Raw genomic sequence first — 24,168 nt, 5'->3', positions numbered from 1 at the left:
TAGAAAGTACGGTGATTTGAATGAAACAAGGAACCAAAATCATTACTTTGGATAACGGCTATCATTTATGGACCAACACACAGGGCGAGGGTGATATTCACCTGTTAGCCCTTCATGGTGGTCCCGGTGGCGAACATGAGTATTGGGAAGACGCTGCTCAACAATTAAAAAAGCAGGGGCTTAACGTTCAGGTCACAATGTACGATCAATTAGGATCATGGTATTCAGACAGTCCTGATTTCAGTGATCCAAAAGTGCGCAAAGATATCTTAACTTACGAGTATTTCTTGGATGAAGTTGACGAAGTTCGTGATAAGTTAGGCTTGGATAATTTCTACTTAATCGGCCAATCATGGGGTGGCTTATTAGTCCAGGAATATGCTGAAAAGTATGGCATGCATTTAAAGGGTGCCATTGTGTCTTCGATGGTTGACCGAATCGACGACTACACCAAACATCTGGAACAGGTTCGTGAGGAAGCCCTAACGCCCGATCAAGTTGCCTATATGAAGAAATGCGAAGCAAATAACGATTATGATAATGACAAATATCAATCCTATGTTGATATCTTGAATAAAGGCTACATTGATCGAAAACAACCTTCAAAGCTTTCCCACCTAATCGATGTGACCAACAATGATATTTACGGTGCCTTCCAAGGCGACAACGAGTTTGTCATTACCGGTAAATTAGCCGAATGGAACTTTACCGATCACCTTAAGAACATTAAAGTCCCAACGCTGGTAACCTTTGGTGAACACGAAACAATGCCGATTGAAACCGGTAAGCGAATGGCTGACATGATTCCAAATGCCAAGTTTGTTTCTACTCCCGAAGGTGGTCATCACCACATGGTTGATAACCCGGATGTTTACTATAAGCATTTGGCAGACTTTATCCGTCAGGTTGAAAATAATACGTTTAATCAATAAAAAATAATCTGAGATTAACCCGGTTATAAACTGATATCTATCAGTTCTTGATTGGACTTAATCTCAGATTATTTTTTATGTCATGACTAAAATGATTTTATCGATTCAAACGATGCTTCTCTATATCTCCATCAACATATGTGAAACCGTCTTCGGTGAACAGTAAGATAACCAGAAACCAGACGCTGATTATACCGATTTCTTGTGCGGGCGCAAACCACACAACTGTTAACTCTAATATCAGTATTGTGACAATCAGCGTTGTGTAACTAATGCTAGCCGTCCTGTTCTTTGGATTGTTCCGAGGCTTTCTTTTATAGTAACTTTTCATCATGATTTGATAATAAAAAGTTGAAAAAACAATTAAACCAGTTGCTAAAGCAACAAATTGCAACCAATCAAACTCAAAAAGCAAATCACAAAAAGACGCTGCTATTCCGAATAACACTATTGGCAGGTTCTTCAACAAACTATAATGCCAAGCAAACGTCAAAAAAATCATCCCCCAATCCGACATTAATCAATGTCCTGCGCCATGCAGGCTCAAAATGACCGTCCCCATCAGGATCAAGCCAATCCCCAAGAAGCTTGCCAGGTTAACCGGTTCTTTCCAAATATAAACTGCAATAATGGTTGTCAATACCATGCCGATGCCACACCAGATTGCATAGGCAATATTTAGATTCACCGTTTTCATTGATAACGCCAAGAAATACAGGCACGGCATATAGGAAACAATTGCACCAACTGTTGGCAGCAACACACTGAATCCTTCTGAGGCCCTTAACAGACTGGTGCCTAATAACTCACCCAAGATAGCGAGCAACAAGAACAAGTACTCCCCATAAGCTTTCCTCCGTTTAATATCAGCCGAGCCGATTGCCCACCTGTTGATAATAGTAAACACCCATTCTGTCAAAAGCATTTTCATAAACCAATCGATCCGACTCCCCTGCAAGAAAGTGATCATATTCTTCGGTTGAAACACCGGTAATCAATTGAACCTTCGTTGGCGTTAAGGCCAAATCATGAATTTCAAATTTAATACCATTCAATAAATAAGCCGAACGCATATCCAAATTCGGCATCAGTTTCTTAAAAGCCACTTTTCTGAACCTGTCAGCTGCCGGATCATACTCCCCGACTGCTGCGTGTCCGTTAATAAACGTTGAATAATCATCAACTTGAATCACTGCTTGAACCTGATCATCAGTGTAGTGGAGTTGTCGCTGCCAATTTTTGATAAGTTGAAGATCATATTGAACTTGCTTGTTTTGCGTCATGCCTTACTTTTCCTCCAAAAATTTAGTCTTCAATGATCATCATAACAGAGAAATTCTTTTCTGGATTTAAAAAATAGTCAAGAAAACTGGTTTATTTCTCGTATTTAATAACTATAAGGTCCCAAATAGGACTTAAGAAAGCTGAGGAATAAATTATGACCAGAACAAAGATTTATCAAGTCGATAACGTCAAGGGTGTTTACATCCCATACACAACTGCAATGGAAGGAAAGAATCGGCCTGATTTTGTAGCATCATCAGATTCACAATGCTGCTTTTTTAAATTAATTGACGGTGGCGCTAACGAATTGAATCGGTTCTATCCCTTAAAAGATTGGCAATTGTCCGGCTTGCAAGGACCAACATTCGTTGATATCGGTCACGCATTGCCAGTCGAAAAAACCGCGCTTCAAAGAGCTGATTACATTGGCAGTGTGTCGGATCGTGATGATTGGATTTTAAATAATTTTATCAAACAGTATTACGAAAAATGATTTGCCATTAAAAAAGAAGCTTTCAAATCACTTTACAGCTGTGATTTAAAGGCCTCTTTCTTTTTGACAGAGTCATTAATCAGCTTTTCTCTGGCCCGCCTGTCGTTCAAAATATAACATGATGCCAAACGGCACAATTAAAAAGATACCTATCACCACGTACGTCCAATGTTGCCAGCTACTAATAAAAAAGCCAAACAAAAAATTTCCAAGTGGTTGAATGCCGTCAAAGCACAGATAGGTTAACCCGAAAACCCGTCCTAAGAATTCCAAATCGGTTTCGTTTTGAATCAATGTCGTTATACTACCGAAGAATCTGGCTTGGACAATGCCACAAATCAACGCAATCAAAATCCAAGTAAAAAAAGACAAAAACGTCCCACAAATAATCAGCACGGTCCCGTAAAATAATTCTTCATAGTAGATCACTCTAATTGAAACGGTTCGTTTTTCAAGTGTCAGCCAAATCCCGCCAATTAAGCCACCAACTGCATATATAGTTAAAAACAAACTGTAATTTTCCGAACGGCCGCCAAAAAAGTGACTGCTGATATACGGTGCTACTAATAAATAACCCGCAAAACAAAAGTTAAAAATAGCCATTGAAAACAGATTCATGATTAATTTTGGGTGTTTTTTTACGTAAGCAAACCCGATTAAATTACTTTTTAAGATTGACTGTGGTTCTTGATCCGCCAGTCTCTTAGTTGGCTGATATGAAATCAACAAATTCAACAGGATTGCAATCACAAATGACATCGCATTAATCATTAAGAATTCATTGAATTCAATACTTTTAATTGCCAGCAATACCCCACCAATTAGTGGTGCGAGAACGCTTGCAAAATTAAAGAACATATTGGCAATTGCGTTGAACCGCTGTAAACCGGCATTATCAATTATTTCCGGTGCAATGGCTTTGGCTGCTGGAAAATTAATTGCCAGCATTAAATTCAGTACGAACGTAATTGTCAATAAAAGCCAAATTTGAGGCTTTTGATTATCAACGATGATACCGCCGGCCAAACACATCAGTGCCGACATCAAATCGGTTCCTACTAAAACAACCTTTCGATTATATTGGTCTACAAGTCGCCCAACTAAAAGGTCCCCCAATAAAAAACCGATGCCGCCGATGCCTTCAATAATGCCAAGCAACTTCGTATTACCGGTCATTCGCACAATCAGCCAATTAAGGCCCAACAAATAAATCGCCGACCCCAGTTGAGAAGCAAAAGGGCTGAAAATCAGCGAAAAGTAGCTTCTTTTTACCTTAGTTTCCATGATAAGGATTCCTCAATTACCCTCTGAACGAACTTACTCCGTCGAAGATCTTCATTCTCATACCTTACTTCCTAGTTGATCCCCGCTGTAATAGTTTGATCGGCAGCACATACGTATCCAATAGTTTTTCGTCATTTTTTTCCAACCTGTTGAATAATAATCGCACCAACAAATCGGCAATATTGCTAACCGGCTGGACTATCGTACTGAGCTCAGGGTTATATTCCTGCACATATTTTGAGCCGTCATAACCAATGACCTGTATATCTTCGGGGACCTTTAACCCCAATTTTTGAGCTTCCTGAATACATAGAAGTGCCGTCAAATCATCAGTACAAAAGACCCCGTCCGGTTGATGGGATACCAATTTTTCACGAATAGTCGCCCGTTTAATTGTTGGTGTTGAATTAAACGGAAATTCAACCGTGTTAACCGGTACCTTTCGATTTTTGGCAGCCGTCTTAAAACCGGTTAGCCGCGCATTGTTTGGTGCCTTTTTCTCAAGACTGCCGGAAACCAGCATTAAATTGGTTGACCCCTTTTCGATCATTGTAGTAGCAGCCAATTCACCACCAGCCAAATTATCGCTGCTGACTGTCGGAATCTTATTTTGGAAATAGCGGTCATATGACACAATCGGCAGTCCCGACAGCCGGTATTCTTTAATCCCCTCGTTGTGGGAGCCGGTAATAATCCCGTCAACCTGATTAGCCATCAGCATTTTTAAATATTGCTGTTCCTTTTCGGGATTATCCATACTATTACAGATAATCGCTTTATAGCCCCGATTGAATAAACGATTTTCAATTTCTTCAACCACTTCGGCAATCAGAGGATTCTCAAGACTGGCAAAGATCAATCCGACTAATTTGAATTGTTTGCCGTGCAAGGCTCGGGCGGCCAAACTGGGTTGATAGCTCAATTGCTGCATCGCCGAAAACACTTTTTCTTTTGTGTCAGATGACAAATAGCCCCGATCGTTAATTACTCTGGAAACGGTTGTGATTGAAACCCCTGCCAATTTGGCAACATCCGCTAATTTAGGCTGCATAACTTCACCTTCTTATGTATCTACCACATAACCTATATCAATTTTCGAAAATCCATTAAAACATTATTTTAAGTATATCATATCGAAAAAGTTTTTTATGAAACTTTATATCAAACGATTGACATACAAATTCATGAGCATATGATATGTTGGTGAAAGGGGTTACAAAAAATATGAGAGGTGAGCATTTTGATCAGTAATCAGCAAAATCCAACTTGGTGGCAGAATGCCGTTGGCTACCAGATATATCCAAAAAGCTTTTTTGACAGCAACCATGATGGTATTGGTGACATTCAAGGCATTATTTCAAAGATGCCATACATTAAATCTTTAGGCGTTAATTTTGTCTGGCTCTCCCCATTTTTTGCCTCACCAAATATTGATAACGGTTACGATGTTTCCGATTATCAAGCAATTGATCCCCAATATGGCACTTTGGATGACATTTTTGAGATGATTGACCAATTTCACCAAAATAATATTCGAGTTGTCTTTGATTTGGTTATCAATCACACGTCGGATCAACATCACTGGTTTAAGGAAGCTAAGAAATCCGTTGATAATCCTTACCATGATTTTTATATTTGGCGTAAACCCGTAAATGGAAGCGTCCCCAATAACTGGGTTTCGTTATTCGGCGGATCCGCTTGGGAATACAATCCCGCAACGAAAGATTATTACTATCATCTATTTGCCAAACAACAGCCGGATCTGAACTGGGAAAATCCAAAGGTTCATCAAGCCGTTGCCAAGATCATCGATTGGTGGGCTGAACGCGGTGTTGACGGTTTCCGTTTGGATGCGATCTCCCATCTCAAGAAAAACCAACGTTTCAAAGACTCACCAACCAGGAAGATGCGATGAACAACGTTTCCGGTATTGACCAATTATTGGCAAATCTCAGTACCGATTTCAAACGCAATCATCTGATGACCGTTGGCGAGGCCGGCGGTGTTCCGGTTGAACAGGCCAAGCGCTGGGTGGATTCTAAAAAGGGCTACTTCGATATGATCTTCCAATTTGATCACGTTAGCTTTTGGGAAAAATTCACTGTTGGTAAAGTCGACGTTGCAAAGCTTCGAGTCGCCCTCACCCGTTGGCAAAGCGGACTGGACAATAATGGTTGGAACGCACTTTTCTTGGAAAATCACGATTTGCCCCGCGCCGTATCATACTTCGGAAATGATCAAAAGTTTCGAAGTCAAAGCGCGACCGCATTGGCTATGATGTACTTTCTCATGAAAGGCACCCCCTTTATTTACCAGGGCCAGGAACTTGGGATGACAAACGTTGACTTCAATGATATTAACCAATTTCGCGATTTAGATTCACAACGGTTTTATCGGGAAGAATTAGCTAAGGGTGCTTCGCCGGAAGAAACATTGGTTAAACTTCGTGCCAAAAGTCGTGACAACGTCCGAACACCCATGCAGTGGAATGATCAGCCAAATGGTGGTTTCAGTGATCATCAACCTTGGATTTCAAGCAATCCAAATGCACGTTACATTAACGTTGCCAATGAAGTTAAACAGCCTGATTCGGTACTCAATTTTTACCGGCAGCTAATCCATCTTCGTTTAAAAGATCCAATTCTGCTTAACGGTCAATATCAACTCATTGAAACCCATGATCATCAATCCTTTGTCTATCAGCGGGAAGAAAATCATGTTGGCTACTTGGTTATCACCAATCTAAGTGATCAACCGGCCACCGTCACAATTTCCGATCGTTATCAAAATAGACAACTCGTTTTAACAAATACAACCGAGAAACAGCAATCATCAACCATGGCACTCAAGCCATGGGCAGCCTATCTATATAAATATGAGAGGAATTAAAAAAATGAAACTCACTAACAAAGCCATGCTCATTACTTATCCTGACAGTCTGGGCAACAATATCAAGGAACTTCAATCCGTTTTAGCCAACCATTTAAAGGGCGTTATTGGCGGTGTCCATCTCTTGCCATTCTTCCCATCGTCAGGGGATCGCGGCTTCGCACCAATGGATTATACCAAAGTGGATGAAAAATTCGGAAACTGGGATGATGTTCAGGAGTTGGCAAAATCCTATTATCTGATGTTCGATTTCATGGTCAACCACATTTCAAAGAAGTCCAAATACTTTAAAGACTTCCAGCAAAACCACAATGCATCTGCCTACCGGGATTTATTTATTCACTGGGATGAATTTTGGCCAAAGGGTCGCCCAACCCAGGAAGATATTGACCTGATCTATAAACGAAAACCAAAGGCACCGGTTCAGGAAGTCAAATTTGCGGACGAACAGACGGAAAAAGTTTGGAACACCTTTGGCGAAGACCAAATTGATCTTGATGTCACGAAACAAGTCACCAAAGACTTCATCAAACAAACGTTAAACTTTTTGATGGACCACGGTGCTTCGATCATTCGTCTTGATGCCTTTGCCTATGCCGTTAAAAAATTGGGTACCAATGATTTCTTTGTTGAACCGGAAATTTGGGACTTATTAAACGAAATCAACCAAATTACAGCACCAAAGGCGACAACGTTATTACCTGAAATTCATGAAAATTACCATATTGTTCGCAAATTAACTGATCACAACTACTTTAGCTATGACTTTGCACTTCCAATCGTGACCCTTTACAGCTTATATTCTGGTAAGTCGAATCGTTTGGCAGATTGGTTGCGTCAAAGTCCGATGAAACAATTCACCACTCTTGATACCCATGATGGCATTGGGGTTGTGGATGCCAAAGATATTTTAACGGACGATGAATTGGATTACACCAAAGCAGAGATGTACAAAGTCGGTGCCAACGTGAAGAAAGTCTACTCAAGTACCGCCTATCACAATTTGGATGTTTATCAAATCAACACCACTTATTACTCCGCTTTAGGTGACAACGATCAAGCCTATCTGCTTGCCCGGGCCATTCAAATTTTTGCACCGGGAATTCCTCAAATTTATTACGTTGGTCTACTCGCCGGAAAGAATGACCTGGAACTTCTGGAAAAAACAAAGGAAGGCCGTAACATTAACCGTCATTATTATTCACTTGACGAAGTTGATCAAGAAGTTCAACGCCCCGTCGTTCAAGCACTATTCAAATTATTGAAGTTCCGTAACGCCAGTCCGGCTTTCGATCTTGACGGTCAAATCAAAGTCAGCCAGCAAAGTGAAACTGAAATTAAAGTGACCCGTCAATCAGCCAATGGTAAGGCAAAAGCAGCGTTAACCGCCAACCTGAAATCTCAGGAATTTAACATTGACCAAATCACAGCCGACGGCAAAACAACCCGGGTCTTAACCAGCAACCTGTCACTCGTCGACTAATCGTAATCAGTTGGAAAGAGGATTTGTTATGAAAATGACTCAAACACTGCCAAAAGGATCCGATGTCGTGGCGGATTCTGAACACATTACAAATAAAGAGCGCCTCAGCTATGGTGCCAGTGATTTTGCCTGCAATGTCGCAAACGGCATGGTCGGTACCTATTTAATGTATTACTACACCGATGTTTTTGGATTAGCGGCCGGTGCAATCGGAACGCTATTCTTCGTTGCCAGAATTGTGGACGCGATTTCCGGACCTACATGGGGGATTATGATCGATCGGACCCACACCCGTTGGGGCAAGAGTCGTCCCTACTTCTTGTGGTTCTCAATTCCCTACGCTATCTTCTTTATTCTTGCGTTTTCGTCCGTTCCTTTAGGTCCATTGGGTAAATTAATTTGGGCTTATGTTACTTACATCGCTATTGATATTCTGTATTTAGGTATTAACATCCCTATTACATCCATGCTACCAAGCTTAACTGCCAGCCCCCAAGAACGGGTTAAGTTCAGCACTGTTCGTCAAGTTCTGGCAACAACCGGTGCTACGTTAATCTCAATTGCCGTTTTACCGGCTGTTCAATTACTGGGTCACGGAAATGATAAACAGGGATTTCTTGTAACCGCTATCATTGTGGCTGTCCTAACAGCTTTTCTGTTATTAGTCACTTTCAAGAATACCCACGAACGGGTTCACCCAAAGCATCAAACAAAGTTGTCACTGAAGCAGTCGGCCAGCGCCCTCAAAGGCAATTGGCCGTGGATGATTATTTCATCAATGTATTTCTTCTTTTGGATTGGTATGCAAACCAAACTTCAAGTAACGGTTTACTTTTTCAAGTACAACATGCACAACGCCGATCTGGCTTCATTTATGCTAGGATTGCAAGCGCTGTCACTAGTTGTAATTGTCTTTACACCATTTCTAACCAGGCACTTCGGTAAAAAAGGCACCATGGTCATCGGTTTGGGACTTTGTGTCATTAGTCAATTGGTTCTTGGCGTTGGTGCCAAAATGATGAACGTACCAATTCTCGCCGGTGCAACGATTCTGGGATACTTTGGTAACGGATTTTTTGCCGGATTACTCCCCGTCATGTTAGCCGACACAGTTGATTACGGCGAATGGAAGAACGGTGTCAGAGCAGAGGGTTTGGTTACCTCGTTCTCTGGAATCGCTTCCAACCTTGGTATGGGAATGGGCGGTGTCGTTACCGGCTTCCTGCTTAGTATGAACGGCTACGTTGCCAACCATGCCCAAACTCCCCAAGCCTTAAACGCTATTGAAATGAACTTCGTTTGGGTGCCGTTTATCGGTTTTGGAATCGGTTTGATTTTAATGTATTTCTATAAATTCGATAAAATGCAACCAAAGATTGAAGCTGATCTAAAAGCACGTCACGAAGCAGCCGATTAACCGCGTTTACGTTAATACAGTTTTTATCAATTCAATGCAAAAGGGCATAAACTGGGAATTTCAGTTTATGCCCTTTGCTTTCACTTATATTGATTGCTTTATTTATAACGTTTCATTCTTTGCCCGTTCACGCAAACTCAGCTTCTCAACGTTCAAGACCTTATCAACCAGTCCCTCATAAAAGCTGTTTTCATGACTGACAATAATAACATTACCCGAGAAGCGGTCAATTGCCCTCTTCAGGGCTTCCTTGGTTTCTTCATCCAAATGGTTGGTCGGCTCATCCATGATCAGGAAGTTGCTTGGCACAAATTCCATCATAGCCAGCTTAACCTTGGTTTGTTCGCCACCGGACAACTCATGAATGGGTTTAATTGCATTTTGTGCGTCCAACCCACACTTTGCCAATTTTGTTCGAATCGTTCGCTGGCTTAATTTAGGATACTTATCCGAGATAATCTGCATCGGTGTCATCCGATTATTGTCCCAAGCCAAATCCTGGCTGAAGTAATTAATAATCGCAGATGGTGAAAATTTAGCAGTACCGCCCTTTGCCGGCAATTTCTTCAAAATGGTCTTAATCAGTGTTGATTTACCAACACCGTTAAAGCCACTAAACCCGACTTTTTCGCCCATTGAAATCGTAAAGGTTACCGGTGCTAACAATGGTTTGTTGTATCCAACGGATAATTTATCAACCGTTAGGGCTTCGTGTGATCCGGTATCCTCATATGGAAAATTGAAGCTGGCAGAAATATTAGTTGAAGGTGGATCGATTTTATCCATATGGGAAAGCTTCTTCTCACGGGACTTGGCCATTGTTGACTTGGATCCGGCCTTATTCTTACGAATAAAACGTTCGGCCTTCTCAATTTCAACTTGTTGCTTGTCATACTGCTTTTGCTGAAACTCTTCCCGCTCTTTTCGTTGACGCATGGCTTTTTTAAAGTTTCCACGATACTTCGTGATCTTACCAAAAGCCACGTTAATAATACAATTGGTAATTCTATCCAAAAAATCATAATCATGTGAAACCACCATAGCGGCCCCGCTAAAATTATTCAAATAGTCAACCAACCACTCGATTTGGTTGACATCCAAATAGTTTGTCGGCTCATCAAGAAGGATGACATCTGGATCGGCGAGTAGCATTTTAGCCAAGATAATCTTGGAACGCTGGCCACCTGACATTTTGCCAACCAGGTGATCGCGGCCAATACTGTCTAATCCCAAACCGACAATGGTCTGTTCAATGCGCGTATCAACATCATAAAAATCACTGGAATCCAACTCATCTTGAATTGTGCCGGCTCGTTCCAACAATTTATCGTCAGCCGTTTCGGCATAAGTCTCATATAATTTGGTCAACGTTTCATTTTTCTTGTACAAGTCCGCAAATGCAGTTCTCAAAAATTGGATCAATGTTAAATTGTCTTCAATATCGGCATACTGATCCAAGTAGCCGACTTTTATATTCTTCTGCCATTTGATGTCACCGGTTAAGGGCAATTGGGTATCGGTAATAATTTTAATCAAAGTAGATTTTCCAACGCCATTTTGACCGACAACACCCATATGCTCGCCCTTTTCCAGGGTAAACTCGGCATCTTTATACAAATCTTTTTCAGCAAAACTCATCGAAAGATTTGAAACTGATAGTAGTGGCAACTTGTTCACCTCACGTTAAATACTTTTGTGTCGAAATACTGCATACAATTCGTTACGTTACTCTAATTAGGACGACTAGTCAATATGTAGTGCGTGAAGCAAAGCGGTTAACACCCAGAACGTAAGGCGTTAGTTTGGGAAATCCCGACTTTGGATTTTTCAAACTGATCCCTTACGTGGTGTGATGTTGCTTTGTGGAGCGGTCCTTTGTAGTGCGTGCAACAAAGCGTGTAACCTACGGAGCCATAAAGCGTTGTTTGGGAAATCGACGTACATTAAAGCGATCTATTAAATAACTCTTACACAAACAGAATTTCTCTTCAAAAGGCTTGGTCAATTTTCCGTTTGGTATATAATGTAACCATTACACAACTGAAAAGGACGAAATTTATTATGAATATCAGAGAAATCGAATATATCACCATCCCTGTCTCCGACTTAGAAGTCAGTCGCCGCTTCTACCACGAAGTTTTTGATCTGCCGATCGTCAAACTTCCAAATGGTGACATGGGTGCCGACCTGCGAAAAATGTTTTTAGATTTTCGTGTTGTCGACAAAGTAACACCAATTTTGTTTGGCCTAATCGCAAAAGATTCGATAGCCGACATTCAAGCGCATTTGATTAACTACTTCGTCGATATCGTCAGTGACCCAACCGAAAAAACCGAAAACAGGAGAAACGTTAATTCAATCACGATCCTTGACCCGGATAAGAATCAAATTGAAGTTAACGAGTTTAAATAAAATGTCCCCAAGTCGTTATTTGGGAACCAAGGCACTGCAAATAGCTAAATGGATCGGCTTTTTAATCATCTATCTATTTGCTTCGGCTACCTTGGAAGTAGCCGGTGACTATGTCCATAATGAATTTCTTTCCCGTCATATTCTGGGAGTGGCTTTGGTTGTCACCGCCGCTGCACTGGCATTAATTGCTTGGCGGTATGGCAAACAGTTGGATGCCGATAACCCACGACGCTTTGGTAAATCAAAATTAACCCGGCAAAAGATAGCTCAATTCGTCCTAATCTTCGTTCTAATGGTTGCCTTTCAAATGCTTTGGAGTTATTTAATTTCAAAACACATCTTGGCAATCCCTGATAACCAAAAAGCTGTCGAAGCGGATCAACTTAGATTACCGGTTTGGAACGCCATCTTTTCAGTGATTCTGGCTCCGATTTTTGAGGAACTGATTTTTCGGGGAATCTTTATGAATTATTTCTTCAATAAAGATAATCGCTTAAATAATATTCTCGCCATTGTGATCAGCGGACTGTTGTTTGGATATGCTCACGAATTACAATTCAATGTCAACTGGTTAATGTATTCCGGTTTAGGATGCTTCTTATCATATACCTACATGCATTTCCGCGATATTCGATACAGCATCGGACTTCATTTTTTGAATAATTTTGTGTCGATGATTTAAATCCTACCATTGACCCTAAAAAATCGGCATTATTCAGTTTGAACTGAATAATGCCGATTTATTCTAACTAAGGATTTTTCGGTGCCGGTAGCTTCTCTTGGGCTTTCTTAGGAATCTGTTTCCAAGCGGCCTGGTCATAATCAACAACCTTTTTAGCTTTTGACCAGCCGATTTTGATATAACGACCCTTAACAAATTTATGGCCGGCAAATGACCCAACTTCCATCTTCTTTGCCTTGCCGTCTTTATCATAACCCGTAATCTCATAATAATAACCGGTTGGATATCCTTTCGGCTCTTTCTCTGTTCGGGCAACATCGCCCACCTGACCGTAATAATAGGTCTTACCATAATTAATGTGGTACCAAACGCCGCCAACAACGGCAAGAACAACTACAATGACGAGCGTATAAAGCGTTCCCTTTTTCATTTATCAAAATCTCCTATTGGTTAGTTACTAGTGTAACTAACTATATAGAGAAGTGTCATCGTTGTCAATCGTTACGTTTTATTCTTGAATCATCTTTTCCAAATAACTTTCCAACTTCGGATCATGAGCGTGTAGATACATGCCCCTGATACCTCGTCGCAGCAAGACATTCAACGAATTTCTCAGCAGAATTTCTTTACTTTGTTCATAATCCTGTCCACTCAGATCTTGTCGGTGTTTAAAGATTTCGACATCTGTCACCTTACTTGAATCCACGCCCAATCGATTGTCAGCCGTTAAATAAAACGGTGGCCCAATAATAATCCCAATGTAGTTCAGATCAAATCCCTGAACCGTGTAAATGCTCCCAACCTCGTTAATTGTTTGGGGCTGTTCCGCCCATGGTGTACTGGTAAAATTATACTGATCCCACTGCAAATGAAAGTTCCCTTCATTAACAAGGTGTTTACCGCCATCCAAGGTTGAAGGATACCCACTGGTTGAAGTCATTCGTGATAAACCATAATGATCATTTTTTTGAATGATTTGCTGAAACATTTTTTGCGCATCCGAATAGATTCGAAAGTCATAGTCCCCAACGTCCGTTGGCACCGGCCCAATGATGTCGCCATCAATGAAATGATCCAGCCAATCCATTAATTTAGGACCTGCCTGCATCCGAAACTGCTCTTTTAAATGAACAAAGTCATGTGGGTATTTTTCAATCAATTTCAATAAACGATCCTTGGTCCAGAAGCTTTTTGTCCGTAATACCTGGTGAGGATCAAAGACGACTATTGTCACTTTACTTAATTGAATGATGTCTTTCAGCTGGTTATCACCGTAGTAGTTATTATAATGATCGGCCTTGCTCAATAACAAATGGGCTTCGTCGATCACAGTCAAGTTGACGTGTTTCTGCTGTTTGTGCAGCTTGTTGATAAAACTTGTCGGTCGTTGATAATACTTTTTAAGCATATGTGGCGTTTCTCCAGCCAATTCCCGATACACTTTTAGCAATTCCGGATGATTCACCAAAAAATAAGCTTCGTCAACTTCCTGTGCCAGTTCGGTAAACAATTGATTTAAAATCAAACTTTTTCCGGTTCCGGCATCCCCCATCAACACAAACACCGAGTGACCATCCTGATTTAAATGGTGTTTTGTGAATACGGTCATTCTTTCAAGCACTTGCTTTTGATGTGTCGTTAATTGAATATTCTTGGAAAATGCATTTAATGTGTGTGATTCTAATGATTGCATGTTGTCCGATCCACCTCATAACGCGACTTATTTACTAATTGCATTCATTTTATCATCTTAACTCTTCTTATCACCAGATGTGAACAATTTTGGTTGCAATTCCCCTCCAATGCCTCAATAATAAAAGTAACTAATGAACTATTAATAGGAGGACAATTATGCCAACCTTTAAAAACGCCAAAATCTTTCTGGGGACTAACGCAACCACTTTTGCATCCGCAATGAATATTACGGATGGTCTTGTCACCCACATTGGGGAAACAAGTGAAGTCACCGATCCCGATGCCGTCGACCTTCACGGCAAAACGGTTCTTCCCGGCATCATCGATGTGCATACCCATCCCAAATACATCGCAGATGCACTGCATGGGGTTGCTTGTACGCCACCAAAGGTCAATAGTATCACCGATATGAAAGCTGCACTCAAGCACTCTTCCGCATACGGTCAAAGTGCCTCAACCTGGATCGAAGGCTGGGGATTTGACGAATCCAAGTTGGCCGAACATCGTTCACCAACAGCCGATGACTTGGATGAGGTTTCCACAACCCAGCCCATCTTTATTTACCGTTCGGATTGTCATTCTTCCGTCGGTAATTCCAAAGCATTGGAATTGGCCGGAATTGATGCCAACACGCCTAATCCGGCCGGCGGCTTTATTGGTCATTTCCCGGATGGCCGACCAAATGGCTACATGAAAGAAGTCGCTGCAACCCAGCTGCTGATTCAAGCTAAATCTGCTCAGAGTTATCTGGATGATGTTGACAATATGGCTAATAGTTCCGACCATTATTTAAAAAACGGGATTATTGCCATTGGTGAATTAATGGGTCGCTTCCGTCCATATAATTCGCTTCAGCTTTATCAGGATGCACTGGTGGATGGTTTTAAACCTAAAACGGCCGTTTACTATGTCTTTAATGAAATAATGCCCGGTCAAGTTGTTGAACCAACCTCACAGGATCAATTGCGGATTGCCGGTATCAAAGTCTTCATGGATGGCAGCATTTCCGGTGAAACTGCCTACAATAAAGCGCCTTATCCGGATGGCAAACAGGGCGTTCTTCTAACAGACGCGGATCGATTGAAACAGGCTGTTTGGTATGCCACCGAACACCATCTGCAGGTGGCTATTCACGCTATGGGCGACGCTGCCATTCAATTGGTGGTTGATGTCACGGCTGATTTAACACCTTGGCTGGATGATCGCCCTTCCATTCGGATTGAACACGCTTCATTGTTATCGGACCAAATGCTAAAAGAAATCAACCGTGCCAGAATGAATTATGCTTTGGTGACCCAACCGATTTTCTTCTTCGCTGAGGACGAATCCTACCGAACTTATTTAAACGATGTTCAATTCAAGAACGCCTACCGAATTAAATCGATGCTGAATTCCAATGCCATGATGGCACTAAGCTCGGATGCACCCTGCACGCCATGGGAAGAACCCGACAGCCCGTTTGTTGGGATTTACGCAGCCGTCACGCGAACCGCTGCCAATAACGATATCGTTAATGCAGATGAAGCCATCACCGTGCCCGAAGCCGTACTGGCCTATACAAATACAGGTGCGCGAGTCGGTGGATTTACCCACAATGGGCAACTTCGCCCGGGATATGCTGGTGATTTTGTCGTCTTGGATCAAGATATTTTCTCCGTTCCGACCGAAAAGATTAAAGATATTCATGTCGAGCAAACATGGATGGCCGGTGAAAAGGTTTACCAAAAATAATGATTAAAAAAAGAGTCTTTCGTGAAGCACCAACACAGCCTCAAGAAAGCAAAAAAGCCGAAGCGATCAGAATCGCTTTGGCTTTTTGTTTTGGGGGTGTTGGCTCATTTAACAATTTAAATATTATAATATGTTAAGAATAGTACCATGTGCATAGATTCATAAGCGAGGAATATTTATTGGCAGGTAATTATGTCAAGCATCCGTTGGATGTAAAGGAAAGCAATTCACCATGTTCTTAAAGAAACGCGTTTCCTTGCCCTATCTCAAAAATGCTTTTCCCAACTTTCTGGACAATCAACGCAATCATAACCGGGGCGATGATGCCGATTGCCAACCTCACAGGCAGGCTTCTAATACCGATCAGTAAGCATAGATCCAAAAATAATTTATGTCCATACATAATTGCCAGGGTATGCCGTCCAATAATCGGCAGCCAAAATTTAGTCGGTATTTTAGAAGTAAAATACGCACAGACCATTATTGCCAGCGAAAAAATGACGGGAATAACAGCCACTGCCAACCCAATCGGCAGCGAGCTTTGCATTAAATGTGATTTTAAAGACAGTCGAAAACTAAAATTCCCCTTAGAATGTATATAAATCACTAGTACAGCAAGCATCATAATGGGCAAATTTATGACAGCTTTTTGAAGCCATTTCAAATGTCCATGGAATAACAAGTATCCCAAATAAGTATAAAACGCCGTTATTAATACAGTATCCATTCCCCATGGCATCATAGCAAAGCCATTTATATGCATCCAAGTAACCTGCTGATAACCGGTTCCCAAAAATAGCCCTACAATGGTTATCAAAAGAACGATAAGCCAATTTTTGGTCACTGAAATCAATACGGTGACAGTCATAATTGTCAGCAAATACACGTTAATAAACCAAAAGGTACTTGTATAAAAGTTCAGTGTCCTTCCGCCAAGGACCAAATCAAATAGGTGTTTCATCAAAAATTGATTGCTTTGATGATGAATAACTGTATAGAGGCAAATGAGTAATAAACCAATCCCCGTGTACATCAACAGCTCACTAATTACCCGCTTTTTAAAAAATGTCGACCATGCGTCAGTACTTTTTAGAGGTTTTAAGAAGATCCCGGCAATTAAAAAGAATAATGGAATGTGCCACCAATACAGAAAGTGGGCCGTTGGGCTTCCGGTCAAAATATGCCCCAGCACAATTGCGATGATCCCATAAGCTTTCGCAATGTCGAGCCATTCTACCCGATTATTTGGTTCTCCAGAATTCGTTTTAAAATGTTTAGCCATGAGATACTTGTGTTCCTCTTTGATCATTCTTGTACAGCATCATGACAGCTACCATAAATAATGCAAGACCAATAACGGTCATCCACTGGTTGCCAAGAATGCCCTTATCAAAGTTATAACCAAAATAATCGGCAAAGCTTGCACCTATTGGCCGTGTCAGGATATAAGCAAACCAAAATGACGCAATTTCAGCAAACCCGTTTTCTTTTGGCTTAAACATTGCCCGATAAGCCAATACCATCAGAAAAACAAGACCTAGTACAACACCCGTATTAAGAAAGCCCAGACCTAATCCCGTAGGATCAGTATTGTACCCGCCGCTTCTGGCAGTTGCAAACCAATCCCCGGCAGCCGTTCCAAGCATAAAGGTCGCAGCCACTGTCAACCAATAAAAGGCCTTTTTATATCTTGACGTAATGTGGTGAATTGATAAATCCTTTGTGGTGGCATACCACGCCACGAAAAAGCCAATCATCAGCACAAAGAAAATCAGGGTCGTTTCTACATAATGAAGACCGGTTACAGCCTTTAAAGTATCCGCAGAAAAAGTTCCAAAAACCGCCAACAAGCCAACTGAATTCCAGTAAAAGATTGGATGATACTTATCAGATTTGATCTGCAGATACAAAAATACAATAAATAGCGATAATGACCAACCGACCGTAAACAATTCACCGAGCGTTTGATGCTGTTGTCCGAAAATTTGACTTGAAAAATCCGAAGCTGATTCCCCCAGCATAGTTGAAATTAGTTTGGAGACCCAAAACAACATCGTAATGGCCGGCACCTTGTTTTCCAATACTTTATGTTTCACAACTATCACCTCACCTTAATTAGTGATTTCAGATTAGCATTTACTAAAGACAACTTCACTCTGTTTTACGTGAGAGAAAAATGTGAGAATCTCAGAAATAAAAAAAATGACCAAGACAATTTTCACATTAGCCTTGGTCATCATTATATTTAATAAAACTTTATTAGCCTACTTAATCCCAACAACTTCCTGCAGCCATTCCATGCCCAACTCGAACCATCGTGCCATATGTTTATCAGCGCGATCACGGTTGACAATAGCTGTCCACTTATTTGCAAGGGCAATGCCATGATTGCCTGTTCCAAATTCATGGACTTCAAACGGCACGTTGTTCTTTGCCAATGCCTCAGCGTAAACGTGAACATGATCCAGGAATGGTGTTAATTCATCATTGATTGATCCCCAAATAAACGTTGGTGGTGTTATCGAAGAAACCGTCTTTGAAACATCCAGGCTCTTAATGCCCATTTTTTTATCCAATGTCGGCTTAATAACCGGATAACCCAACATGGCAAACTTTGCGTGACTATGTTTCTCATTTGAATAGTCGGCAGCCAGCTGACCACCTGCAGAAAATCCGATAATACCTAATTTATCGGTATCAACATTTAATTCATCGGCATGCTTAATAATGTAGTCAAAAGACTGCTCAATAGACGCCTTGGCATCCTGATAATTTTTCTTTTCCAAAACCGGGTACTTAACAACAAAGGCTTGGAATGCTTGAGTTGCAAATGTCAGTGCCACCCGCTCGGTATCTCGTTCTTTTAATTGTTTATAACTGCCACCGCCAATAATGACAATGCCGGGAAGCTTTTCATCCGTTTTACTTTGATAAATGTCTAATGAGGACTCTTTTGATTGATCAAGTCCGATATTTCTAATATCCATGAAATCACCTCAGTGTCTATGATAAGTGGATTTCATGAAAATTACCATAACCAGTATGACAAACATTTGTGGTTTTCTTACAAGGGCAGCCACTTTCGATACCTATAATAATTCGTTATATCGTTATTGAATCGCTTGATAATGACAAGTTTTCACATTTATTGTTAAGATTAACGGGGTGAACTACTCGGCCATAAATGCCCGAGCTTCTGGGAACACGAAGTAGTATTTAGGCTGTTACATCGGTATGCCGAAAACCTAACTTACAGAACTCCGTTCTTTTACCACGGCTAGTTCCTAGCCAATAGCTTTTAGTCCGCAATTAAGGATATTAACTGCCGCATTAATATCTCTGTCATGATGCGTTCGGCATTCAGAACACGTCCATTCCCGAATATCTAACAGTTTAGCGCCGTCATTATGACCGCACGCTGAACAGATTCGGGAAGTGTTCCTGGCGCTCACCACCACTAATTGCTTACCGTACCAGGCACACTTATATTCAAGCATGGTCCGGAATTGATACCAACTGGCGTTAGCGATGGACTTGGCTAGGTGATGATTGTGCATCAGATTCTTGGTTTTCAAATCTTCAATCACATCATAGTTTTTAACTAAGTCCGTCGTCAGTTTATGCAGATAGTCCTTGCGCTGGTTGGCGATTTTCGCTTGATAACGCGCTTTGGTCATTTTAGCCCGTTGCCAATTTTGATAATCGTTGAGTTCCAGCTTGAATAATTGATGGTGGTGATTCCATTAGCGCATCTCAACAGTGGCCTGATGCTTGCGCCGGCTAAACTTCGCTTGCCAACGCGTCGCTTGCTTTTCGAACCACTTAGCCTTGAAAGCCCCGTACTTAACCCCGTTAGAGGCAATCGCTAAATCGGCAACCCCCATATCCAACCCCACCGTTTGGTGAGTCTTCGGCAAGTCATGAACTTCGGTTTCGACCTGCAAAGAAAGAAGGAAATTTATTGCCAGGTAATTATCGTTCGTTAGCCGTAAAACGGGGCAAGAAAACACGTCCTTAAAAGAACATGTTTTCTTGCCCTATCTCATAAATTGACTTACGTCCAATAAATAACATATAATACTCTTTGTTATTTCCGGGGTCTAATTATCATTCTGAGGAGCAAGGTCATATGTCTTGGTTTATTAAACGAAAAAAATTAGTTATCTTTTTAGCATCATTCTTAATTGCAGGTGGCGTATTTATTGCTACCGGCAGAGTCGCAGATACAAGTTCCGAAGAAGTCCAGGTTGAATACAGTTCACCGGTCATCACGCATGCCTATGCCTTGAAGAAAAAAGCTATTTTGTATAACAATGTCAAACTCACCCAAGCGATAAGCGGCAGTTCATTTTTAAAAACCGCCTGGTATCGAACACATGCCGCTAAACTTTCGATCAATGGCAAAACACAAACGGCTTATCAAGTCAAAGACAATAGTGGCAAATATACGTTTTGGGTTTTGCGGTCACAATTAAAATCGATTAACAGCAACTCTTACAAGTTGAAGCTTGCCGGAGCCAATAATCGATTTTATCATAAGAAGATTGGCTTCTTCGGTGACTCAATTCCTTCCGGATGGGATGGCTATCATTTCTATATGAATAATTCATACCCGGATTGGATGAATAAATATCTTGGTACTGATAATCGAGTTGAAAACTTTTCAGTTCCCCACGCCAAAATTGTTGGCAAAAGATTTGCATATATTGGCACAACAAGGGTTGCACAAGACTTGCCCGTCGCTATTAAGTACCATGAAACCGAAATTCGTAATATGAATATGATCTTTATTCATATTGGTACCAATGACTACACCAATTATTCAGGATCGGGGAGTTTGAGAAATGTTATCGCCCATCTAAAACGAAATATGATGGCAATCAAACTGTTGAATCCAACCGCCAAACTTTATGGTGTCTTACCATTAACGCGCTATGATGCTAATGGTCAAGATCGACAAAACATGTCGGATATGTATGGCTACACTTTCGGTCAACTCAGAAGTGCCGAAGCTAAATTATATCGCCAATTAGGTGTTAATGTGATCAACTTTGACACAATTGCACCGAATTTGATTACTGATCAAAATAAAGATATCGTGTATGAAGATCATGAGATTCACCCAACACCACAGGTTACCCAAAAGCTGGGGTATTACTTGGCAAAATACTTAATCAATAAATAAAAAGAAAAGATGGTCAGGACTTATCATCCCGATCATCTTTTCTTTTTGTCATACGTGATTCCCATCCGTTGTTAATTTTAATATCAATCCAGTCAGATGCTCACTTATTGCTTAAGATTTAATGTGACCAATTGGTAATTTGTCTTAACATTGCTAATCTGCTTTTTGGTTTGCTTTCCCTTTTTCTTAATGGTCGTTACTGTATGAACCGTCGACTTTGCCTGCTGCACTTTGGTGACAATCAATTTTGTCCCACTATCCAATAAATATTCCTTTTCACCAACATTCGTAGAAACCGGATCGATATATGCACCGTGATAGCCGATCGGCAAATTTATTTTTAATACAACATGCTGTTTAGAAAACCCCAATGCAATCATTTGGCTAAGCGTACAGGATGAATAAGCCGGATCGTAGTATTGGCGGCCCACCTTTAACGATTGACTACCAAGAGATTTTGCCAGTCCTTCTTTGGAAATGCCACGGTAAACAGTCGTCGGTTGATCAAGATGAAACGCTTGGATGCCGGTACTAATTGACTTGATACTGGTTTTAACCTTTGCCGAAGCAGTGTTATCAGGATTACGAAGTGTCGTATTGATCTTGTCAAATCCGTTATTTGTATAATAACGAATTGCCTTCACTTGTCCCTTACTTAATTTTTTTGCCCACTTTTTAGATGAAGCAGTAAGTTGCTTCATCTTTTCAGGATTATTCTTAACACCCGTTATTGAATAAACGTACTTGGTTGGATTAATGAACGCAAACTGATTTTTATTTCCTGAAATCGTCACAACATAGCCATTTCGACTGGTAAGTTTGTCCTTTACCGTTAAAACACTATTTTTTGTGACCGATACCCAGTGATCATTATCCACACGTCCATTTGTGATGCTGTACAATCTCGCTGACTTATTCGTAACCAACTGTTGTTTACCTACGTTAACAGCGTGTGCATAATAATTAGTCGTCACATAGGTTGTTTGGTTGCCCTGCACTTCTTTCCGAACAGATTGGGCTTGGGCCGGTAATTGGACAAAAAAGCCAACCAGAAAAATCGTTCCTAAAAGCAGTCTTTTAAATTTGATCATTTTTATAACTCGTCCCTTCGAAAACTATAGGCAACATTTTACACGAATCCAACTGCTTTGCAAGTTCGACTAGAATTCTGCCCACCCATTTTCCTTTCTTAAAATGGTCTATCCCTAAAAGCATTTTCTTCTACTATTAAAAAGATTAATACAAGTTTCGCAGATTAACGTTGTAAATTAAATGTAATTTCTTCGTTAAATTTGGTTAACAACTTTCTCAAAATAATTAAACTTTCAAATTTCACTTGTGTTGTAACTACTTTTTGCCTAACAATAAAGTTGAGTTATTAGGAGGGGTCATATCATGCAAGAAACAGCTTCACATTCGATTAGGAAGTCGCGAAAAATCCCGTTGTTTATCCTGTACACCGCCACCTTTGTTTTTATCTGCTTATTAACTTATTCGCTACCTTGGCTGGCGGGAAGAACCTTAATCTGGAATGTTGACGGCATTGCACAACACTTCCCGATTTTGGCACAGTTCCAACGGATTTTGCAGGGCACTGCACATCAATCACTATTTGGCTGGTCATGGAATTTGGGTGCCGGTGCGGATCAGTTAACAACTTTTGCTTTTTACATTGTCGGTGGTCCTTTCAGTTACCTGATTGCCCTATTTCCAGCTGACAAACTTGAACTGGGCTATCAGGTCTTAATTCTGCTTCGATTATACTGTGCAGGTTTGGCATTTCTTGCTTGGGCAAATCAACGCTCATTCAGTCGTCATAGTAAACTAATCGGCACGTTGATTTATACTTTTTCCGGGTACAATTTTTACGTCTCTATGCACCATCCTTTTTTTCTATTACCGATGATCATCTTTCCGCTTCTGGCGATGGGCGTCGAAAAAGTGCTTCATAAACAGAACTGGCTGCCACTGGCACTTGCGACCGCATTAGCTTTAATCAGCAATTTTTACTTTGCCTACATGCTGGCACTCGGTACCTTTGTCTATTTATTAACCCGCTATTTACACTATCGCCACGTTAGTCCCGAAAAATTACCAAACACTAAAATTATTTATTGTGTCATCCAAGCGGTCATAACCGGACTATTGATGGCTGGTATCACACTTTTCCCGACGCTTCTAGCCGTTTTAAATTCAACCAGAATTGCCTATCATGCTAAATTTGCCAACGGCCTATTATTATATCCGGCAAAATACTACTTTTCTTTACCTAATCAACTGATTACCAGCACAACCATTAAAGATTACTGGCTGGTTCTTAATTTCTGTGGTTTGGCCTTTTTAGCTGCCATTTATGTCTTGAAACATTTCAAGGCAAACAGGGCACTGGCCATTATTTTGCTTGTTATTCTGGTTTCAATCCTGCTGCCACAAGTCAGTGCAACTGCAAATGCCCTTTCGACGCCTTCAAACCGCTGGTTATTTCTGGCAGTCCTGCCAATGAGTTTAGCGGTAATGATTTTTGTCGATCAATTACCGCATTTAACGCGCAGCGACTTAAAATGTTTGATCGGATCAACCGTTGCTCTAATCGCGCTCGTCTGGATTACAAAGGGGTTCACGTTAAACGTCCAACAAAATGACCTGATTGCTTACGGATTTCTAATTGGTTTTCTTTTATT

The 24,168-nt window shown here is 40.9% G+C and carries 21 protein-coding genes and 2 pseudogenes; 10 read left to right on the top strand and 13 right to left on the bottom strand.

The features are described 5' to 3' along the window. The first annotated feature begins 20 nt into the window (after positions 1-20). Positions 21-932, top strand: a complete 912-nt coding sequence (locus HMPREF0519_RS08625) for a proline-specific peptidase family protein (RefSeq protein WP_003559293.1) — start codon at positions 21-23, stop codon at positions 930-932. 97 nt (positions 933-1,029) lie between these two features. On the opposite strand, the gene HMPREF0519_RS08620 is transcribed toward HMPREF0519_RS08625, so the two are convergent. The 3 genes from HMPREF0519_RS08620 to HMPREF0519_RS08610 are packed head-to-tail and all read right to left on the bottom strand — an operon-like array spanning position 1,030 to position 2,215. Continuing rightward, the gene (locus tag HMPREF0519_RS08620; RefSeq protein ID WP_225441284.1) at positions 1,030-1,434 is read right to left on the bottom strand and encodes a hypothetical protein; all 405 of its coding nucleotides are present in this window, start codon (positions 1,432-1,434) and stop codon (positions 1,030-1,032) included. Positions 1,435-1,452: 18 nt separating this feature from the next. After that, a complete protein-coding gene (locus HMPREF0519_RS08615; protein ID WP_404803282.1) occupies positions 1,453-1,761 on the bottom strand; it encodes a DMT family transporter in 309 nt (102 codons plus the stop codon). Positions 1,762-1,798: 37 nt separating this feature from the next. Then, the gene (locus tag HMPREF0519_RS08610) at positions 1,799-2,215 is read right to left on the bottom strand and encodes a hypothetical protein (protein ID WP_003635517.1); all 417 of its coding nucleotides are present in this window, start codon (positions 2,213-2,215) and stop codon (positions 1,799-1,801) included. 155 nt (positions 2,216-2,370) lie between these two features. On the opposite strand from HMPREF0519_RS08610, the gene HMPREF0519_RS08605 reads away from it, so the two are divergent. Then, entirely contained in the window at positions 2,371-2,709 is a 339-nt protein-coding gene (locus HMPREF0519_RS08605) for a hypothetical protein (RefSeq protein ID WP_003635515.1), read from the top strand. A gap of 75 nt (positions 2,710-2,784) precedes the next feature. Here the strand turns inward: HMPREF0519_RS08605 and HMPREF0519_RS08600 are convergent, their stop codons facing one another. Together HMPREF0519_RS08600 and HMPREF0519_RS08595 are read right to left on the bottom strand one after the other, a co-directional pair. Further along, entirely contained in the window at positions 2,785-3,993 is a 1,209-nt protein-coding gene (locus HMPREF0519_RS08600; protein WP_003635512.1) for an MFS transporter, read from the bottom strand. A gap of 64 nt (positions 3,994-4,057) precedes the next feature. Then, the gene (locus tag HMPREF0519_RS08595) at positions 4,058-5,044 is read right to left on the bottom strand and encodes a LacI family DNA-binding transcriptional regulator (protein ID WP_003635511.1); all 987 of its coding nucleotides are present in this window, start codon (positions 5,042-5,044) and stop codon (positions 4,058-4,060) included. Between the two features lie 180 nt (positions 5,045-5,224). On the opposite strand from HMPREF0519_RS08595, the pseudogene HMPREF0519_RS14780 reads away from it, so the two are divergent. The 3 genes and pseudogenes from HMPREF0519_RS14780 to HMPREF0519_RS08580 all read left to right on the top strand — a co-directional run bounded on the left by HMPREF0519_RS14780 (position 5,225) and on the right by HMPREF0519_RS08580 (position 9,782). After that, positions 5,225-6,882 (top strand): annotated as a pseudogene (locus HMPREF0519_RS14780) (glycoside hydrolase family 13 protein). 4 nt (positions 6,883-6,886) lie between these two features. Then, on the top strand, positions 6,887-8,365 hold the full coding sequence (gene gtfA, locus HMPREF0519_RS08585) for a sucrose phosphorylase (RefSeq protein WP_040472772.1): 1,479 nt from the start codon (positions 6,887-6,889) through the stop codon (positions 8,363-8,365). 28 nt (positions 8,366-8,393) lie between these two features. Further along, positions 8,394-9,782, top strand: a complete 1,389-nt coding sequence (locus HMPREF0519_RS08580; protein WP_003635504.1) for a glycoside-pentoside-hexuronide (GPH):cation symporter — start codon at positions 8,394-8,396, stop codon at positions 9,780-9,782. 102 nt (positions 9,783-9,884) lie between these two features. On the opposite strand, the gene HMPREF0519_RS08575 is transcribed toward HMPREF0519_RS08580, so the two are convergent. Further along, on the bottom strand, positions 9,885-11,450 hold the full coding sequence (locus HMPREF0519_RS08575) for an ABC-F family ATP-binding cassette domain-containing protein (RefSeq protein ID WP_499841956.1): 1,566 nt from the start codon (positions 11,448-11,450) through the stop codon (positions 9,885-9,887). Between the two features lie 393 nt (positions 11,451-11,843). Here HMPREF0519_RS08575 and HMPREF0519_RS08570 point away from each other — a divergent pair, with 393 nt between their 5' ends. Continuing rightward, on the top strand, positions 11,844-12,194 hold the full coding sequence (locus tag HMPREF0519_RS08570; protein WP_003635500.1) for a VOC family protein: 351 nt from the start codon (positions 11,844-11,846) through the stop codon (positions 12,192-12,194). Position 12,195: 1 nt separating this feature from the next. Further along, positions 12,196-12,876, top strand: coding sequence for a CPBP family intramembrane glutamic endopeptidase (locus HMPREF0519_RS08565; RefSeq protein ID WP_003635498.1), 681 nt, complete (start codon positions 12,196-12,198; stop codon positions 12,874-12,876). Positions 12,877-12,943: 67 nt separating this feature from the next. Here the strand turns inward: HMPREF0519_RS08565 and HMPREF0519_RS08560 are convergent, their stop codons facing one another. Together HMPREF0519_RS08560 and HMPREF0519_RS08555 are read right to left on the bottom strand one after the other, a co-directional pair. Beyond that, positions 12,944-13,306 (bottom strand): YxeA family protein, encoded by a 363-nt coding sequence (locus HMPREF0519_RS08560; RefSeq protein ID WP_003559267.1) that lies wholly within the window; start codon positions 13,304-13,306, stop codon positions 12,944-12,946. Between the two features lie 78 nt (positions 13,307-13,384). After that, positions 13,385-14,569, bottom strand: coding sequence for a DUF2075 domain-containing protein (locus HMPREF0519_RS08555; protein ID WP_003635497.1), 1,185 nt, complete (start codon positions 14,567-14,569; stop codon positions 13,385-13,387). A 158-nt stretch (positions 14,570-14,727) separates the two neighbouring features. Between HMPREF0519_RS08555 and HMPREF0519_RS08550 the strand changes: the two genes are divergently transcribed. Next, positions 14,728-16,302, top strand: a complete 1,575-nt coding sequence (locus HMPREF0519_RS08550; RefSeq protein ID WP_003635495.1) for an amidohydrolase — start codon at positions 14,728-14,730, stop codon at positions 16,300-16,302. 238 nt (positions 16,303-16,540) lie between these two features. On the opposite strand, the gene HMPREF0519_RS08545 is transcribed toward HMPREF0519_RS08550, so the two are convergent. The 4 genes and pseudogenes from HMPREF0519_RS08545 to HMPREF0519_RS13700 form a co-directional block, all read right to left on the bottom strand. Beyond that, a complete protein-coding gene (locus HMPREF0519_RS08545) occupies positions 16,541-17,611 on the bottom strand; it encodes an acyltransferase family protein (protein WP_003635492.1) in 1,071 nt (356 codons plus the stop codon). Continuing rightward, positions 17,577-18,398 (bottom strand): COG4705 family protein, encoded by an 822-nt coding sequence (locus HMPREF0519_RS08540; RefSeq protein ID WP_225428986.1) that lies wholly within the window; start codon positions 18,396-18,398, stop codon positions 17,577-17,579. The genes HMPREF0519_RS08545 and HMPREF0519_RS08540 overlap by 35 nt, the downstream gene beginning before the upstream one ends. Positions 18,399-18,566: 168 nt before the next feature. After that, positions 18,567-19,289: an alpha/beta hydrolase gene (locus tag HMPREF0519_RS08535; RefSeq protein ID WP_003635489.1), complete on the bottom strand. Its 723-nt coding sequence runs from the start codon at positions 19,287-19,289 to the stop codon at positions 18,567-18,569. A gap of 297 nt (positions 19,290-19,586) precedes the next feature. Beyond that, positions 19,587-20,258, bottom strand: a pseudogene (locus HMPREF0519_RS13700) (RNA-guided endonuclease TnpB family protein); the annotation flags it as partial. Positions 20,259-20,431: 173 nt separating this feature from the next. Between HMPREF0519_RS13700 and HMPREF0519_RS08525 the strand changes: the two are divergent. Beyond that, positions 20,432-21,487: an SGNH/GDSL hydrolase family protein gene (locus tag HMPREF0519_RS08525; RefSeq protein WP_003635484.1), complete on the top strand. Its 1,056-nt coding sequence runs from the start codon at positions 20,432-20,434 to the stop codon at positions 21,485-21,487. Positions 21,488-21,591: 104 nt separating this feature from the next. Here HMPREF0519_RS08525 and HMPREF0519_RS08520 read toward each other — a convergent pair whose 3' ends face one another. Further along, positions 21,592-22,578: an ADP-ribosyltransferase gene (locus tag HMPREF0519_RS08520; protein WP_003635482.1), complete on the bottom strand. Its 987-nt coding sequence runs from the start codon at positions 22,576-22,578 to the stop codon at positions 21,592-21,594. Between the two features lie 304 nt (positions 22,579-22,882). On the opposite strand from HMPREF0519_RS08520, the gene HMPREF0519_RS08515 reads away from it, so the two are divergent. After that, a partial coding sequence (locus HMPREF0519_RS08515) for a YfhO family protein (RefSeq protein WP_003635480.1) occupies positions 22,883-24,168 on the top strand: 1,286 nt, incomplete at its 3' end.

Origin of the sequence: Lentilactobacillus hilgardii DSM 20176 = ATCC 8290 (genome assembly GCF_000159315.1) — a bacterium.
Taxonomy (GTDB): domain Bacteria; phylum Bacillota; class Bacilli; order Lactobacillales; family Lactobacillaceae; genus Lentilactobacillus; species Lentilactobacillus hilgardii.
The sequence above is the reverse complement of the archived record's forward strand: the minus strand, read 5'-3'. Positions and strand labels throughout refer to the sequence as shown.